Annotated in this window: 15 protein-coding genes; 4 read left to right on the top strand and 11 right to left on the bottom strand. The window is 68.5% G+C overall.

Annotated features, from left to right (window positions below; translation table 11 throughout):
- Nucleotides 1-206 precede the first annotated feature (206 nt).
- The 3 genes from AAAZ40_RS08210 (at nucleotide 207) to AAAZ40_RS08200 (ending at nucleotide 1,438) form a co-directional block, all read left to right on the top strand.
- Nucleotides 207-680 (top strand): hypothetical protein, encoded by a 474-nt coding sequence (locus AAAZ40_RS08210; RefSeq protein ID WP_476659907.1) that lies wholly within the window; start codon nucleotides 207-209, stop codon nucleotides 678-680.
- Nucleotides 681-743: 63 nt separating this feature from the next.
- A complete protein-coding gene (locus AAAZ40_RS08205) occupies nucleotides 744-986 on the top strand; it encodes a hypothetical protein (RefSeq protein WP_476659906.1) in 243 nt (80 codons plus the stop codon).
- Nucleotides 987-1,021: 35 nt separating this feature from the next.
- A complete protein-coding gene (locus AAAZ40_RS08200) occupies nucleotides 1,022-1,438 on the top strand; it encodes a putative toxin-antitoxin system toxin component, PIN family (RefSeq protein ID WP_476661714.1) in 417 nt (138 codons plus the stop codon).
- A 58-nt stretch (nucleotides 1,439-1,496) separates the two neighbouring features.
- On the opposite strand, the gene AAAZ40_RS08195 is transcribed toward AAAZ40_RS08200, so the two are convergent.
- The 11 genes from AAAZ40_RS08195 to AAAZ40_RS08145 are packed head-to-tail and all read right to left on the bottom strand — an operon-like array spanning nucleotide 1,497 to nucleotide 14,729.
- On the bottom strand, nucleotides 1,497-3,413 hold the full coding sequence (locus AAAZ40_RS08195) for a proton-conducting transporter transmembrane domain-containing protein (RefSeq protein WP_476659905.1): 1,917 nt from the start codon (nucleotides 3,411-3,413) through the stop codon (nucleotides 1,497-1,499).
- A complete protein-coding gene (locus AAAZ40_RS08190; protein WP_476659904.1) occupies nucleotides 3,410-5,023 on the bottom strand; it encodes a complex I subunit 5 family protein in 1,614 nt (537 codons plus the stop codon). The genes AAAZ40_RS08195 and AAAZ40_RS08190 overlap by 4 nt, the downstream gene beginning before the upstream one ends.
- Complete coding sequence (locus AAAZ40_RS08185) at nucleotides 5,020-6,492, bottom strand: complex I subunit 5 family protein (RefSeq protein WP_476659903.1); 1,473 nt, start codon at nucleotides 6,490-6,492, stop codon at nucleotides 5,020-5,022. The genes AAAZ40_RS08190 and AAAZ40_RS08185 overlap by 4 nt, the downstream gene beginning before the upstream one ends.
- Complete coding sequence (locus tag AAAZ40_RS08180) at nucleotides 6,485-6,865, bottom strand: NADH-quinone oxidoreductase subunit K (RefSeq protein WP_476659902.1); 381 nt, start codon at nucleotides 6,863-6,865, stop codon at nucleotides 6,485-6,487. Before AAAZ40_RS08180 ends, AAAZ40_RS08185 begins: the two co-directional genes overlap by 8 nt.
- Complete coding sequence (locus tag AAAZ40_RS08175) at nucleotides 6,862-7,773, bottom strand: hydrogenase subunit MbhD domain-containing protein (RefSeq protein ID WP_476659901.1); 912 nt, start codon at nucleotides 7,771-7,773, stop codon at nucleotides 6,862-6,864. The genes AAAZ40_RS08180 and AAAZ40_RS08175 overlap by 4 nt, the downstream gene beginning before the upstream one ends.
- An 11-nt stretch (nucleotides 7,774-7,784) precedes the next feature.
- The gene (locus AAAZ40_RS08170) at nucleotides 7,785-8,114 is read right to left on the bottom strand and encodes a monovalent cation/H(+) antiporter subunit G (RefSeq protein WP_476659900.1); all 330 of its coding nucleotides are present in this window, start codon (nucleotides 8,112-8,114) and stop codon (nucleotides 7,785-7,787) included.
- Nucleotides 8,107-8,391, bottom strand: a complete 285-nt coding sequence (locus AAAZ40_RS08165; RefSeq protein WP_045537583.1) for an MrpF/PhaF family protein — start codon at nucleotides 8,389-8,391, stop codon at nucleotides 8,107-8,109. The genes AAAZ40_RS08170 and AAAZ40_RS08165 overlap by 8 nt, the downstream gene beginning before the upstream one ends.
- A 7-nt stretch (nucleotides 8,392-8,398) precedes the next feature.
- The gene (locus AAAZ40_RS08160; RefSeq protein ID WP_476659899.1) at nucleotides 8,399-8,980 is read right to left on the bottom strand and encodes a Na+/H+ antiporter subunit E; all 582 of its coding nucleotides are present in this window, start codon (nucleotides 8,978-8,980) and stop codon (nucleotides 8,399-8,401) included.
- Nucleotides 8,981-9,013: 33 nt separating this feature from the next.
- A complete protein-coding gene (locus AAAZ40_RS08155; RefSeq protein ID WP_476659898.1) occupies nucleotides 9,014-11,365 on the bottom strand; it encodes an ATP-binding protein in 2,352 nt (783 codons plus the stop codon).
- Entirely contained in the window at nucleotides 11,362-12,498 is a 1,137-nt protein-coding gene (locus AAAZ40_RS08150) for an ABC transporter substrate-binding protein (protein WP_476659897.1), read from the bottom strand. The genes AAAZ40_RS08155 and AAAZ40_RS08150 overlap by 4 nt, the downstream gene beginning before the upstream one ends.
- Nucleotides 12,499-12,503: 5 nt before the next feature.
- Entirely contained in the window at nucleotides 12,504-14,729 is a 2,226-nt protein-coding gene (locus AAAZ40_RS08145) for a putative bifunctional diguanylate cyclase/phosphodiesterase (RefSeq protein WP_476659896.1), read from the bottom strand.
- Nucleotides 14,730-14,944: 215 nt separating this feature from the next.
- On the opposite strand from AAAZ40_RS08145, the gene AAAZ40_RS08140 reads away from it, so the two are divergent.
- Nucleotides 14,945-16,501: a methyl-accepting chemotaxis protein gene (locus AAAZ40_RS08140; protein WP_476659895.1), complete on the top strand. Its 1,557-nt coding sequence runs from the start codon at nucleotides 14,945-14,947 to the stop codon at nucleotides 16,499-16,501.
- The last annotated feature ends 28 nt before the right edge of the window (nucleotides 16,502-16,529 follow it).

Raw genomic sequence — 16,529 nt, 5'->3', positions numbered from 1 at the left:
GCATCGAACCGTTCTGAGGCTGCGCGCAAACGCGCCAGCAAGGAGCAGACACGTCTGTACGCGCGCAGGTGCCCCCAAACTGGGCGTATCTGGGCAGTTTGGGGCTGTATTGGGCAGCAAAAATCCACCCGTGTGATGCCGTTTGCTCAAAAAGTGAGCGGGCAGACGCGCTGCGCTGGGCTCAGGGGGAGGCAGGATCATGCTGCTTGGCCTGGAAGGAGGGGGTGGCTGGGTGGGGGCACGGATTCAGGAATGAATTTGCCCAGCCCAGAATTGACAACCTGCGCAGCGAACTGGCTTCAAACCGGGAGCAGTTGGAGGCGAGTCAAAAACGCCTGAATGAGTTGGCGCAACTGGCCGTTGTCGATCGGGTTCCAGATGCCAGGTTCAATCAAATCATGCTTGCCAACATGATGCTGACGCAAACACAAGCTGAGGTATTAGCTTTGCGCAGTACGATTTCCATGTACGAAACCGCATTGCAGAGCCCCTTGACGCAGCCCGCGCGCACGATCGAGCCGGTTTTTGCCCCTGTTCACCCGGTCTCACCCCCGCGCTTGATGATGCTCGTGGTGGCGGCCATGGCCGCGGCCATGCTGGGCGTGCTTTGGGTTTTGGTGCGCAGCGCTTGGCTGAACGCGCGCCGGGCCAAACGGCATCCAGAACAGTCGATGGGGTAGGTTGGGGAGCACTGCGCGGTCACATTGTAGACTTGGCCTTTGGCCGCCAACAAAGGAATCCATATGACCACCGTTCAAGTTGAATTGCCCGATGTGCTGGCACAAAGCGCACAAGCCGCTGGCCTGCTCACACCCCAAGCGCTCGAGGCCATGCTGCGCGAGCAGCTCAAGCGCCAAGCAGGCGAATCCTTGCGTGCCCTATGGGCCAGCGCACCACCCGAGGAATTGACGCCCGAGATCGAGCAGATGATTGATGAACAGGTGCAGGCGGTGCGTGCCCAGCGCAGCAGGCAGGCGGCCCATTGAGCAGCAGCAGCCCCAAAGGCATCCGGCTGCGCTTGGTGCTCGATACCAATGTGGTGGTGTCTGGTTTGTTGTGGGGCGGACATGCGCGCCGCTTGCTGGAGCTGGCGCTTACCGATACTATTGCGCTGTACAGCAGCCCGGTGCTGGTCGATGAGTTGAGCCAGACTCTGCACTATGTCAAGCTGACCAAGCGCATCACAGCGTTGCAAACCACGGCGCAGGCACTGGTGGCGCACTACAACGCCATGGTCACGCTGGTGGTGCCCCAGCAGGTGCCGCGAGTGATTGCCCGGGATGCCGATGATGATCATGTTTTGGCCTGTGCGGTGCAAGCACGCGCCCATTTGATTGCTTCTGGCGATCGGCATTTGCACAGCCTAGGCGGCAACTACTTGGGCGTGCGCATCGTGACACCTGCCGAGGCGACTGGGTTGCTGGAAGCGCTCTTATGATCGCCCGGGATGCGACACCGAGGAATGACAAAGCGGTGGCCTACGGGCTGGCAGGCGATCAGCGCATCAACAGCGCCATGAGCAGCAGCAGCGCCAGCAGCGCCGCTCCGGCCACGGGCAGGCGGCGCAACTGGCGCTCTTCGAGCCACAGGGTGCGCGGCCAGCGGTGTGCGGGGGTGGGGCTGGGGCCGCGGTAGCGGTCCAGCTGCGCCGACAGCGCCAGCATGGCGAGCCAAAAACGCTGCAGCGGCGCTTCGATCAGGCTCAGCAGGTCGCCGGGGGTGATCTGGGGCAGGGTGCGCGTGGGCTGGCTGTGGCTGCTGTGCGGGCTGTGCGGGCTGTGCGGGCGGCCCGTCAGGGTGTAGCCCGACCAGTGAAGCGCAGCCCCAGCCAGCGCCGCACCGAGCAGCAGCGGCAGCATTGCCAGGGCAAAGCTCAGGGCTGGGTTGGCCAGCGCGGGCGCTGCAGCGAATGGCAGTGGCAGCCCCAGCGGCGCGATGCCCAAAAACACCAGCAGACCGGGCACGCCCAAGGCGAGCGAAGCCAGCAGCAGCGCCAGCCAAGGAGCGCGCAGATTGGGGGTGGCGTGCCCGCCGGCATGGGGGTCTGCCTGCGGGTGCGCCTGCAGCCACAGCAGGCGCAGCATGAGCAACGTGGTGCCCAAGGCCCCGATGGGCAGCAGCCAAGTGAGCGCTTCGGGCCATGGGGCCGGCAGGCCCGATAGTGCCTGCTTGAGTCCGTCTTTGGCCCAAAAGCCGCTGCTCAGGGGCAGACCGGCCAGCGCTAGGGCGGGCAGGGCTTGCATGGCCAGTGCCCAGCGCCGTGCTGCGCCCGTGGCTTGCGCCACCGCCGCCACACCCAAGAACAGGGTGCCTTTGGCCAGCCCGTGGTGCAGGGCGTAGAGCGCCAGCGCCGGGGCCAGCGCCGGCCAAGCGCCGGGGTGCAGCAGCGCCGCGCCGATGCCCAGCGTCATGAACCCCATCTGGCTGATGCTGGAATAGGCCAGCAGCACCTTGGGCTGGCGCTGGGTGAGCCCGATCAGCACCGCGATCAGCGCCGCCAGCAGCCCCAGCAGCAGCGCCGCCGCGCCCAGCAGCGGCCAAGGCTCGGCGCCCAGGGGCAAAAACCGCATCCAGCCCAGCAACCCGGCCTTGATCATCACGCCCGAGAGCACGGCGCTGGCCGGGGTGGGGGCCACCGGGTGCGCCAGCGGCAGCCACAGGTGCAGCCCCAGCACCCCGGCCTTGACGCCAAATCCCAAAAAAATCAGCGCCGTGGACAAGCTGGCGTGCTGCCCACCGTTGCCTTCCAGCGGCAGGGCGAGCGATTCGCTGCCGGCCACGCGCAGCAGCAACCCGGACAGCAGCAGCGCCTCGCCCAGCACCGCCATGATCAGATAGACCCGACCGGCGCGCCAAGCGTCGGCGCTGCGGGCATGCACCACCAAGCCGTAAGCGGCAAAGCTCATCAGGGCAAAACCGGCGTAAAAACCGATGGCGTCTTGGGCCACGATCAGCCACAGGTTGCCGCTCAGCGCCGCCAGCCAAAAGCCCCACAGCGCGTGGCGCCGTTCGTCGTGGCGGTGATAGATCTGTGCGGCCCAGCCGGCTAGGCTCCAGAGCAGGCCCGCGAGCAGCAAAAAGACGGTGCCTAGGCCGTCGAGCCCAAAGCGCAGGCCCAGCAGCAGCTGCGGCCACTCCAGCGCCAAGGGCGGTGCAGCGGGCGCGGCCAAGCTCACCGTGGGGCCGGTCAGGGCAGCGCCAAGAATAGTAGCGCTAAGGGTAGGGACCAAGGCGGCGTACAGGGCCGCGTACAAGGCAACCAGCAGCGCCGGCACAGCCGCCCAAGGGGCCAGCGCGGTTGCCAAGGCGCGGCTGCGCCGCCACAGCAGCAGCAAGATCAGCAGCAGCGGAAACAGGGGCAACAGCGGCAGCCACGGCAGTGGCACGGCAGCCAGCGCAAGGGTGCTGTTCATGGCAGGTACTCGGTGGCGGTGATGAACCGCACCCAATCCAGCGGGCTCAGCGGCACCCCGGCTGCCAGACCGGCGAGCAGCGCCAGCGCCGCCGCGCAGAGCGTGGGCAGCAGCAGCAAGGGGGCGGCGTCGCCAGTGCGGGGCGGTGGAGCGGGGTCGGGCGCGGTCGGATGCGCGTGCGGCGGATTGTCTGGCTGGGCTTCATGGGTAGCATGGGCGGCATGGGCCACATGGGCTTTGTGGGCCGCATGATCCGCATGGGCCTCATACGGCCAGCTCGGTGGCGGGGCCTCGAACCAAGCCAAGCGCAGTATCGGCAAAAAGTAGGCGGCGTTGAGCAGGCTCGAAAACAGCAGCACCGCCAGCACCCAGCCCAAGCCGGCTTCGATCGCCCCCAGCCCCAGATACCATTTGCTGACGAAGCCTGCCACCGGGGGCACGCCGATCATCCCCAGCGCGCCGACAGTGAAGGCGGCCGTGGTCCAAGGCATGCGCTGTCCGATGCCGGCCATTTGGCTGATGCGGTGCACGCCCAGCGTTTCGGCATAGTTGCCGGCGCAGAAGAACAGCGTGATCTTCATGATGCCCTGGTGCACCAGATGCACCAGCCCACCGATGGTGCCGGCCGGGCCGAACAGCGCCACCCCGAGCACGATGTACGAGACCTGGCTCACGGTCGAGTAGGCCAGGCGGCGCTTCAGGTCGTCTTGCGTCAGGGCGCGCAACGAGCCAAAGACGATGGTCACCGAAGCCACCACGGCCAGCGGCAGCAGCACGCCCAAGCCGTGCGCAAACTCGATGCCAAAGACCTCATAGACCACGCGCACGATGCCAAAGGCCCCGGCCTTGACCACGGCCACCGCGTGCAGCAGCGCCGACACCGGGGCCGGGGCGACCATGGCTTGCGGCAGCCAGCCGTGCAGCGGCGCGAGCGCCGCCTTGACGCCCAGCCCGGCGATGAACAGGGCAAAAATCCCCACCAGCATCCAGTTGGCTGCGCCGGCCGTGGCCTCTGGCGCAGCCAAGGCGCCGCCGGAGCGGAACTCCACCGGCCCCACCAGCGTTTGCAGCCAGACGATGGCGGCCAGCAGCACCACCCCGCCGCCCAGCGTGTAAGCGAGGTAGCGCGCCCCGGCTTGCAGCACCTGGGGGGTGCCGCGGTGCACCACCAGCGGGTAGGTGGCCAGGGTGAGCAGTTCGTAGAACAAAAAGAAGGTGAGCAGATTGCCCGACAGCGCGATGCCCACCGTGGCCGTGACGCACAGGCTGAAAAAACCAAAAAACCGGCTGCGGTTGGGCGCGTGTTCCAGGTAGCCGATGGCATAGACGGTGGTGAGCAGCCACAGCACCGCCGACAGGGCGACGAACAGCAGCCCGAGCGGATCGGCGCGCAGCAGCAGCTCGTGTCCGGGCAGGAAGGGCAGGCGCAGCTCGTAGCTGAGGCCCTGCTGTGTGCCCCACACCATGGCCGCCACGCACGCCAGCTTGAGCACGGCCGCGCCCAGGTTGAGCGCGCTGCGCCAGCCCACGCTGCGCTCGGGCAAGAAAAAAATGATCAGCCCGGCCAACAGCGAGCTGGCCAGGGTCAGGGGCAGCAGCCAGTCGTTCATGCGCCGCCCCAGTGCCCCAGCAGGGCGTCGGCCGCCAGCCAGTCGCTGAAAGCGGCGGCACCAAAGCCACCGAAGGCCGCCAGCAGCGCCAGCGCCAGCGCGCACAGCGACAAGCGCTGTGGCAAGGGCGCACGCGCCTCAAAGGCTTCGGAAGCCGGTAAAAATGCGAGTCGCAACACCCGAAACACATAGGCTGCGCTGAGCAGGGTGCCACCCAGCAGCCACAGCAGCCAAGGCCACTGGTCGGCCAGCAGGGCGGCTTGCATCATCTGCCATTTGGCGGCAAAGCCCAGGCTGGGGGGCAGGCCGATCAGGCTCACGCCGGCCAGTGTGAGCGCGGCAAAGGCCAGTGGCTCGCGCGCCACGGCGCCGCGCAGGCTGGCCAGGTCGTCGCGCCCGGCCGACAGCACCAGCACCCCGGCGGCCAGGAACATGGCGGCCTTGGCCAGCCCATGCGCCAGCAGGTGCAGCACCGTGGCCTCGAGCGCCAGCGCCGCCCCCAAGCCACCCGGCAGCAGCCAAGCCAGCGGCAGGAACAGGTAGCCCACTTGGGCCACGCTGGAGTAGGCGATCAGCATCTTGATTTTGCGCTGCGTCAGGGCCAGCACCGAACCCCAGACGCTGGCCACCAGCCCCAGCAGCGCCAGCAGCAGCCCGAGCAGGGCCAGGTCCAGCACCGGGGCCAGCTCCAGCCACAGGCGCAGCAAAATCAGCAGCGACACCTTGAGCACCAGCGCCGACAGCAGCGCGCTCACCGGCGTGACGGCGTTGCCGTGCGCCGCCGGCAGCCAAAAGTGCAGCGGCGCCAGCGCGGTTTTGAGCGCCAGCGCCACCAGCGCCAGCGCCAATGCCAGTTTGGTGGCCCAAATGGAGCTGCCGGTTTCTGCCAGGTGTGCCCCGACCGAATCCAGCGCCAGGCTGCCCGTGCTGGCGTAGAGCAGCACCACGGCGAGCAGGAACAGGTTCGAGGCCAGCAGGGCCGCCAGCAGGTAGCGCAGCGCCGCCGCCAGCGCCGTGCTCTGGCCGGTGAGGGCGGTGAGGCCCACGGCGGCCAGCCCCACCAACTCCAGCGCCACGTAGAGGTTGAACAGATCGGCCGACAGATAACCGGCGTTCAGGCCCGCCCACAGCATCCAGGCCAAGGGCCAGAAGCGCCGCGCCAGCTCGGAGCCGTGCGCGAAGTAGGCTTGGGCGTAGAGCAGCACCGCGGCATAGACCAACAGCGTGAGCACCAGCAAGGCTTGCGCCAGCCGGTCGGCGTTCAGCCCAATCCCCAGCGGCGCTGCCCAGCCGCCAAGGGCAGCGCGCAGCGGCTCGGGGCTGGCGAGCACGCCGGCGACCAAGCCCGCCATGACGACGGTGCCCAGCACCTGCAACGCCGCGCTGGCGCGCTCGGGCAGCGCATACACGCCCAGCCCCACGGCCAGCGGCCACAACACCAACAGGGGCAGCAGCAGGCCTTCAGTCATCGCGCGCAGCGTCCCGGTCTTCGGGCAGTTCGGTCTGGCCGGTGAGCTCGAAGTAGCGCCGCGCCAGCCGCACGCCCAGCGCCGTGGCGGCGATGGCGATCACGATTCCGGTCAGGATCAGCGCCTGCGCCACCGGGTCGGCCACGCCGCTGGGGCCGGGCGGGCGCAGCGCCAGCAGCAGCACAAAGATGCCGCTGCCCATGACGTTGAAGGCCAGCAGTTTGCGCAAAATCGAGGGCGCCAGCAGCATGCCCAGCAACCCAAACAGCACCAGCGCGCTGCCCGTGGGCAGCCAGACCGAAACCCCGGCCGACCACAGATCCGAAATCTGCTGCCATCCTGCGCCCAAGGCCGCGCCCCAAGCCTGCATCATGTCGCCCTGCTCCCGCCGAACAGCGCCACCAGCGTGGCGGCGATCGAGACCATGAGCGCGGCCTCGATCGCCAGCACCAGCACCTTGGTCCAGCCGGCCGGGTAGGCCAGTGCCGCTCCGGCCAGCGCCCCGGCCACCACGCCGACGAGGATGAACACCGCCAAACCCAGCGCCAGCACGGGCGGCCGCGTGAAATGCGACTGCGGATCCAGCGGCAGGCTGGCAAAGCGCGCCAGCAGCCACGCGCCGGCCAATACCGCACCGGCCTGAAAGGCGCCGCCGCTGCGGCTCGACCCCGCCCACAGCAGATACACCGCCACCAGCAGCGCCAGCGGCACCGTGAGGGCTGCTACCCGCGCCAGCACCGGGTCGTGCGGCAGCGGGCGCTGGGCCGGGGCCGGGGCCGCCTGCACCGCCTGCGCGGCCACCAGCAGCACCGCGATTTCCAGCAGCGTGTCGTAGGCGCGAAAGGACAGCAACACGGCCGTGACCGGGTGCGCGATCTCGGCTTGGGGCAGGGCTTGCGCCACGGCTTGGGTGGCGGCGCCAGCCAGCGGCTCGATGCCCAGCACGACCAGCAGCAGCAAGGCGGCGCAGGCCAGCGCCAGCGCCCCGACCGTCCAGCGCGGCCGCGCGCGCTGCGGCCGTGGCCAGGGCAGGCGCGGCTCGGGGGTGCGCGCACTGGCGATGCGGCGGGATTCAAACTCGCTCGCCGCCAGCAGCAGCAAGGCCCCGGCCACCCCGGCGCCGATGGCGGCTTCGGCCAGCGCCACATCGGGCGCGCCCAAGCGCACCCAAACCAGCGCCAGCAGCAGGCCAAAGGCGATGAACAGCACGCTGCCGATCTGCACCGAACGCGCCAGCAGGGCCGCGCCGGCCAGCAGCAGCAAGGCCAAGGCCAGCAGCAAGTCGGCGGCGCTCAGGGGGTGCCTCCGGGGGGGTGGGTGCCGTGGTGTCCATTGCCCGGCGTGCCTTGGGACTCCAGCAGGCAACGGCGCGCGATCAGGTAACCCGAGGCCGCGCTGGCGGCCAGCGCCAGCAGCCAGATCAGGCCAATCTGCGCCGCCGCGGCCCACGATTCGGCGTGCAGCAGCAGCGCCAGCGCGGCCAGCCCGAGCCCGAGGTTGTCGGCCTTGGTGAGGGCGTGGATGCGGCTCAGGGTGTCGGGCAGGCGCAGCAGGCCGAGCGTGCCCGCGCTGAAAAACAGCGCCGCCAGCGCCAGCAGCAGCCAGGTGAGGGCCTCAAGCACGGTGCCGCTCCGGGCGCAGCCGCGCATAGGCCACGGCGGCCAGCAAGCCGAGCAGGGCAAACACCAGCGCCACATCGCGCAGCGAGGGCCAGCCTTGCAGCGCCGCCAGCGTCAGCAGCAGCGCCACGCCGGTGCTGCCCAGCAGCTGCGCCGCCAGCAGGCGGTCGGTGAGGCCGGGGCCGCGCAGCACGCGCAGCAGCCCCAGCGCCAGGTTGAGCACCAGCAGCAGGGCGAACAGGCCAAAGGCCAGGGGCAGGGAGGGGGGCAGGGTTTCCATGGTGGCTTCAGGGCTGTGGCGGCGGTTCGGGTGCGGTGGCGGACACGGGCGCCGCCGCGTACAAGGCCGCCACCAGGGCTTCCAGCCGGCGCAGCTCAGACTCGATCGGCAGCCGGGTGTCGAGCGCGTGCAACGTCAGTTGGCCGCCCTCGAGCCGCGCCGCCAAGGTGCCGGGCATCAGGCTGACCAGCAGCGCCAGCAGCACCTGCTGGCCTTCGTGGGGCAGGCGCAGCGGCAGCTCCAGCAGGCCCGGTTGCAGCGGCATGCGCGGGGTGCAGACGCGCCGCGTCACGTCCAGTGCGCCCAGCAGCGATTGCCAAGCAAACACCCCCAGCAGGCGCGGCAGGGCGCGCCAGCGCAACCGGGGGCTAGGCAGAAAATCGGCCGGCAGGGTGCAGGCCGGCCCATGAACACGGCCCGCGACCGCCATGCAGCGCTGCCTTGCCCACAAAGCCAAGGCCACGGCCAGCGCCCCCAGCAGCCAGCCGTCGGCCCCCGGCCAGACCCCGGGCTGGCGCAACAGCAGCAGCCAGACCCCGGCCAAGGCCAGTGCCGATGCCAGCAAGCGCTTGAATACGACCGGTTTCATGTTGCCCCTACCAATTTGCACGTGCAGCCCATTTTAGGGCGCTGCGGTGTCAAATATTGGCGGCGCTTCCCGGGGGGCAACCAGCGGGCAGGTGAGGGTGAAGCGGGCCCCTTGGCCGGGGCTGCTCTCGAGCGCCAAGCGTCCACCCAGCACCCCCGTCACCAGGTTGTGCACGATGTGCAGGCCCAGCCCGCTGCCGCCTTGGCCCAACCGGGTGGTGAAGAAGGGCTCGAACACGCGGTCTTGTAGGTGCTGCGCAATGCCTTGGCCGTCGTCGCTCACGCTGAGTGCGAATTGCTCGCCCTCGAGGGCCGCCGCCTCGATGCGGATGCGGCCGCTGGTGCGCCCTTGCAGCCCGTGCACCAGGGCGTTTTGCACCAGATTGGCCAGCACCTGCCCGAGCGGCCCGGGGAAGCTGTCGAGCCCAATGCCGGTGGGCACCTCGACCTCGAGCGCATAGGGGCTGTGCTTGAGCAGCGGCTGCAGGGTGAGCACAATCTCGTGCACCAGTTCGGCCAACTGAAACCGGCGCCGCTGCGAGCTGGCTTGGTCCACCGCCACCTGCTTGAACGAGCTGATGAGCTCGGCGGCACGCTCGAGGTTGCGCGTGGCGATGTCGTCGGCCGTGCCCACTTGTTGCACAAAGGCGTCGAGCTCGCTGCGCCGCAGCCCCTGCTGCAGGCGCTCGCGAAACTGGCGCAGGCTTTCTTGCAGCGTGCTCACCGCCATCAGGGCGTTGCCGATCGGGGTGTTGAGCTCGTGCGCCACCCCGGCCACCAGGCTGCCCAGAGCGGCCAGTTTGTCGGCCTGAAGCAGCCGGTCTTGGGTCGAGCGCAGTTCGTTCAGGGTGCGTTGCAGTTCGCTGTTGGCCTGTTCGAGGCTTTGGGTGCGCTGCTGCACCCGGTCTTCGAGCTCGCTGTTGAGGTTGCGCAGTTCGGCTTCCAGCCTTTTGATTTCGCTGATGTCGATGTCCATGCAGACGAAGCGCAATTCGTCCGCCTGTGGCCCAGGGATGGCAAAGGTGGTGGAGTAAATCCAGTGCAGGGTGCCGTCTGCGCCGCGCAACGCGCCCTCGAACGGGCCGAAGGGTTCGCCGGTGCGGGCAATGCGCTCCAGAATGGCTTCGAAATCGGCCTGTTGCTGGGCGTCGTAGTACAGATCGACCGGCCGCTTGCCCATGGCTTGAGCGCGGCTGTAGCCCAACAGGCGCTTCGAGGCCGGGTTCCAGTCCACCACCCGGCCGTCGCGGTCGTAGATCTGCACCGCCACCGTGGGCCCGAGGTCGATGATGGCGCGCAGTTGCTGTTCGCGGCGGCGCACTTCCTGCGCCATGTGGCTCAGGCTGTGTTCGAGCTGCTGCACCTCGGCGATGCGGCTCAGCGGAGTAGTGGCCTCGTAGTTGCCGCGCGCCAGCGCCTCGGAGTAGTCCAGGCTGCGACGCAGGTGGCGCCCAATGCGGGTGGCCAGCAGCAGGTTGAGCAGCAAGCCAAAGCCGATCGCAAACGACACCACCACCGCGCTCAGGACGGTGGCAGCACGCTCCGTGGCCCGCGCCAGCTGCAGCGGTTGGCCGGCAAAAACGACCCACCCGAGGCGGTCGAGGCGCAGGGCATAGCCTTCGAACGCTGCACTCAAGTGCTCGATGCGGCCATGAGCACGCGCTGCATCGAGGGCGCGGGCGATGGGCTCGAGGTGGGCGATGTTGCGCCGGTGCAGGGGGTCGAGCGGGTCGGGCGAGCCGACCAGTTCGCCCCGGCTGTCGGTGAACAGCACCAGCAGGTCGCCGCGCTGACCCCACTCGACGCTGCCCGTGACCAGCGCCTGCACCGAGATTTCGGCCACCATGAACCCGTTGGCCAAGGGCATGGCGATACCCACCACCGGCTGCTCCACCAAGGGTGAGAGGTACTGGTCGCTCCAGACCAGGTGCGCGCCTTGGGCAGCCAGGCGCAGAATGGGCAGGTTGCTGAGGTCGGCCCCGGCGCGCCCAGTGGTATGGGGGTAACCGAAAGCAAAGGGCAATACGAAATCGAGCAGCTCACCGTCGTGGCCGACCCAGTAGAGGGCTTTAAAAGTGCCGGTCTGATCGACCAATTGCTGCGCAAAGCGACGCACGATGGGATCGACCCGCTTGCCCTGGATCGGGCCACCGGGGCTGGCAGTACGGAGCATTTCGAGCTGCAGTTCGGTGGAGTTGAGCAGGTCCTGCACCTGCTGCACCACCACGGTGGCGATGCGCTGCTGCTCGTGGTGCTGCATCTCGCGGGCCAGCGGCAGGCGCCAGAACAGCATGAGTGCCACCACCAGGGCAACCGACAAGGCGATCACCAGCGCGAACTGGCCCACCAGCAGCCAGCGGATCGAGAGCGCGCGCGGGGCTTTCATGCGGCCACGGTGCGGAAGCGGCCGTTGCGCACTTCGGTCATCACCAGCGGTCGCAGGTGGTCGCCGTAGGCGTCGAAGAGGATCGGGTCTTGCAAGCCGTTGAAGCGGCGCACGCGCAACAAGGTGGCTTGGAGCGCTTCGCCAGCCGCCTGCTGCTGCAGCGCCTGCAGCAGCACCTGGGCCGCGTCGTAGGCGGCGACCTCGGCAAAACCCGGCGCACGCCTGAAGCGCTGCTCAAAGCGCTGCAAGAAATCCAGATAGGCCGGGGCGCGGCTTTCGCGGTCATAGTATTGCGACACCACCATGCCCTCCACCGCCCGCCCGCCGCGCACGAGCAACTGGTCGGTCGAGGCCCACTCGGCGGCTTGCAGCGCCGGGGTTTGCGGGCTGCGCCGGGCCAACTGGGCCAGCATGGCGGTGTCGCTGGCGCTGGCCACCAGCACCAGCGCATCGGGCGGTTGCGCCAGCGCTTGCTGCACCACCGCGTGCGCCTGCTGCGGCAGCAGCGGCCCGTGGTAAACCAGCGGTTCGGCCACCGCCGCCCCCAGGGCACGGGCCTGTGCCAGAAAAAAATCGGCCCAACTGCGCGTGTAGGCGGCGTTGGCGTCGTCGCGGATCAGGGCCAGACGGCGCCAGCCGCGCCGCTGCACGGCAAAAGTGGCGCTGTGGGTGGCGTACAGGTGCGTGCTGGCGCAGACGCGGAAAAACAAGTCGTCAAGGCCGCTGAAGTCGTGGCTGGTGACGGTGGGCGAAACGCTCAGCAGCCCATGCTGCTGGGCCAGCGGAATCCAGGCTTGCGCGATGCCGCTGGTGGCCGGCCCGATGACGGCTGCCACCTGCGCGCTGGCGATGCGCAGCACCACCTCTGGCAAGGCCTCGGGGCGTTGGGCGTCATCGAATTCCAGCAGCTCGAGCGCCCGGCCGGCGGCGCGGGCCTGCTCGATGGCCAACAACGCACCGTCGCGCACACCCACACCCAAATCGCTGATGGCGCCGGTCAGGCCCGCCAGCAGGGCCAGCCGCAGCGGCGCGGGTGGCGCACAAGCCTGCAACCCGGCAGCCGCCAGCGTGGCCCCCAAGGGCCAGGCGACAGCGTGCTGGAGCAGGCGGCGGCGGCTTGGGGGGCGGCTCATGGCGTTCAGCCATTCCACTGGCGCAGCCAGGCGGGCAAATCGGCAAAGGGCATGGGGCGGGCGATGTGAAAACCCTGGCCCTCGTGGCAACCGATGTCTTGCAGCTTGCGCCACACTTGGGCGTCTTCGATGCCTTCGGCCAACACCCGCAGACCGAGCGTGGAGCCGAGTTGGGCGATCAGCGCCGCAATGCGCGCTTCTTGGCCGGTTTGCAGTTGGCGCACGAATTCGCGGTCGATCTTGATGCGGTCCAGCGGCAGCCGCTCGAGGTAGGCGAGCGAGGAGTAGCCGGTGCCGAAATCGTCGATGGCCACCGACAGCCCAAGGCGGCGCAAGCGCTCCAGGATGGGTTCGACCACGCCCAGCCCCAGCGCCGCCACCGACTCGGTGATTTCGAGTTCGATCCGCTCGGCGGCCAAACCGGTGTCGAGCAAGGCCTGCTCGATCTGCGCCACAAAGGCCGGACTCTTGAACTGCGCCACCGAGACGTTGACCGCCATCAGCCTGGGGGCCAAACCGGCGGCGATCAGGCGCTGCATGTCGAGGCAGGCGCTCTTGAACACCCACAGCCCGAGGGTGTCGATCAGCCCCGACTGCTCGGCCACCGGGATGAAGCGGTCGGGCGGCACCATGGTGCCGTCTTCGCGCCGCCAGCGCAGCAAGGCTTCGAGGCCGATCACGGCGCGCGTGTCGAGGTTGACTTGCGGCTGATAGACGAGGAACAGCTGCTGGTCGTTGAAGGCGGCATTGAGCCGCGCCAGCAGTTCGGCGTGGTCGCGGGAACGCTGCGCCATGGCGGAGTCGAAACACACCAGTGCGCCGCGGTGCTGCAGCTTGGCGTGCTTGAGGGCGATGGAGGCGTTCTTGAGCGCACCGGCGCCCGAGTCGCCCAGATCGGCACCCGCGCAACTGCCCATGGAAACCCGCACCCTGAAGGGCTGGCCGTCGATCATCAGGGGCGCCTCCAGGGCCTGCTGCACGCGCTCGGCCTGCAGCCACTCGGTCGAGCCAAACAGGCCGAAGGAGTTGCCCGAGACCCGCGCCACCAGCACGGCCGCCGGCAGCGCGTCGATCAGGCGCTGCGTCAGGGCCTGCAGCACCCGGTCGCCGAAGGGGTGACCCATGAGCTCGTTGATGCCGTTGAAGTCGTCGATGTCGGCCAAGATCAGCAGGTGCGGCGCGGCTTGGTTGTGCGCGGCGGCCTCGATGCATTCGATCAGCCGGGTGCGGTTGGCGATGCCGAGCAACGCATCCTGGTAAGCCACCTGCTGCAGGCGCTGCACGAGGTTGAGGTTGCGCAGGCAGGCGCTGAGGTTGACGCACAGCACATCCAGCAGTTGCAGGGTGAGCTCGTCTTGCGTCAGGGCCGTGGGCAGGTAGATGGCCATGTCCATGCCGGGCTCGCTGCCGACGTAGAGCACGGTCTCGGATTGGCCCAGGTGGTTGCGTTGCTGTTGCAACGCTTCGCGCAGGCGCAGCAGCGCCGGGTGGCCATCGAGGCGCTCCAGCGGCTGGTTGATCAGGGCCGCGTAGGGGCCGGCGGCGGCCAGCACCGTGTAGGGGCCGCCCGGGGCCGGCCCCTGGGCGCAGACCAGACCCTGCGGTGCCACACCCAGCAGGGCCGCGACCTGCGTCAGCACGCCGTCGGCAAAGCGCTGCAAACCGCTCATCTGCATCAGCTCGGCCGAACCGAGCACGATCTGCTGCAGGCCGCGCCGGCTGGCTTCGATGGTGCGCACCTGCTCGTAGGCGCGCACCGCCGCCATCAGGGCAGAGACGAGTTTGTGCTGCGTGAGTTCGGACTTGGAGCGGTAGTCGTTGATGTCGTAGCGCGCCAGGGTTTCGTGCTCGGGGGCGTAGCCGGGCTGGCCAGTGCGCAGCACGATGCGCGTGGCGCTCAGGCCGAGCTCGCGCCGGATGTGGTCCACCAGCAGCAGGCCGGCGTCGGCGGTCTCCATCACCACGTCGAGCAAGACCACGGCGATGTCGGTGCTTTCGGCCAGGATCTGGCGTGCCTGGGCGGCGGATTCGGCCCGCAGCAGCTCGATCGGGCGCTCCAGCGTCCAGGTCAGGTCCAGCGCAAAGGCGGTGCTGGCGTGCACGTCGGGGTCGTCATCGACCACCAGCACGCGCCAGGGCTTGGCGGCCAAGAGGGCGCTTGGAGTCACGGCGGCTTCATCGGCAAAGTGCAGAATTTCATCGTCTGCAGGCGCGGATGGCGTAAGGGTCATGGCTGGGCTCGTCGATGAAGCGGCTGGCCGCGCTGGAGGCAGAGGGTGTGCCGACGCGAAGGCCGATGGGCGCTTCGTTGTAAAAATCCCTTCTTCGGGTCGAATATATCAAAGCAATGAGACAATTCAAGCCCGGCCAGCGCAAAAGCTGCGCGTTTCGGCTATGCTCGCGCCCTTTTGGGTCTGTCAGATCGTTGTAAGAAAGTGGAATTCGCATGAGCAAGGCATCGATTCGTTCGGGTTTGAGTGTCGGGGCCAAGCTCTGGCTCGGGGTCTGGTTGCTGGTCGTCGCCTTGGTCGGGGTGGTGGTGCAAACCTCGCTGCAGTCGCGCGCCATCACGGTCGAAGCCGAAGCGGTGCTGGGGCTCAAAGGCGAGAAGCTGCAGCTGGCCACGCGCTGGGCTGGGCTGGTGGAAACCAACGTGACCCGGATCCAGGCCACGTTCATATCGGCCAGCCCCGAGCTGGAATCCCTGTACCGCGAGCTGATCGCGCGCGACCTGCAGCAAGTGACGCAACTGCAAGACCGGCTGGCTGAACTGTCGTCGAGCCCACCCGAGCGCGAGCTCTTGCAGCGCATCGCCACCCAGCGGCAGGTGTTGCTGGACTCCCTGGCGCGCGCGCGCCAGTTGCGCGCACAGGCCGACCCGGCGGCAGCGATGCAAGAAGTGCAGCAGCGCTTCAACCCCGGCTTTGCGCCCTACATGGCGAGCCTGAACGAGTTTGCCCAACTGCAAGCGACGCTGCTGCAGGAGTCGCAAAAGGTGTTTGCCGAGCGCCGCGTCGCCAATATGAGGAGCGGAAGTGTCGTGATGGCCCTGCTGATTCTGTTCATTCTGGGCGGCTCCTGGGTGCTGATTCGCAGCATCCGCGCGCCCCTGAACGAAGTCATGGACTTTGCGCAGCAGATGGCCGATGGCAACCTGGGTGCGCGCCTGTCGGTCAAGCGCCACGACGAGTTTGGCCAGATGAGCCGCACCCTCGACGCCATGCGCCTGCAGATTGCGCAGGTGGTGGCCGACGTGCGCCTCGGCACTGACGGCATCACGGCGGTGGCGCACGAAATTGCCGCCGGCAACCAGAACCTGAGCGAACGCACCGAACAAAGCGCCAGCAGCCTCGAGCAGACGGCGGCCAGCATGGAGAGCATGTCGGAGGGCATCGGGCATTCGGCGGCCTCGGCGCGCACCGCCAGCGAGCTGGCCACGGCGGCGGGCCAGAGTGCGCAGCACGGGCGCGAGGTGGTGGGCAGCGTCGTGCAGACCATGAGCGAAATCCAGCAGGCTTCGAAAAAAATCAGTGAAATCATCGCGGTGATCGACGGCATCGCGTTTCAGACGAATATCCTGGCGCTCAATGCTGCGGTCGAGGCGGCGCGGGCGGGTGAGGCCGGGCGCGGCTTTGCGGTGGTGGCCTCCGAGGTGCGTTCACTGGCCGGGCGCAGCGCCGAAGCGGCCAAAGAGATCAAGGCGTTGATCCACAACAGCGTCGATCGGGTCGGGGCGGGCGTGGGTCTGGTGCACCAGGCGGGTGCATCGATCCAGGCGATCGTCGAACAGGTCGAGCGCGTGCGCGACGTGGTGGCCGAAATATCGAGCGTCTCGAGCGAGCAGGCCGAAGGGGTGGCGCAGATCAACGCCGCCGTCAGCCAGCTCGATCAGATGACGCAGCAAAACGCGGCGCTGGTCGAGCAAAGCGCCGCCGCCGCCACGGCCATGAGCGAGCAGGCGCGTGCGCTCTCGGAGGTGGTGCGGCGCTTCAGGCTCGAGTAGACTTGGCAAGCCGTTGCTGCATCGACCG

This window comes from Serpentinimonas sp. SMBJO2 (genome assembly GCF_056341105.1).
Note: the sequence above shows the minus strand (reverse complement) of the source record. Positions and strands in the feature narration are given on the sequence as shown.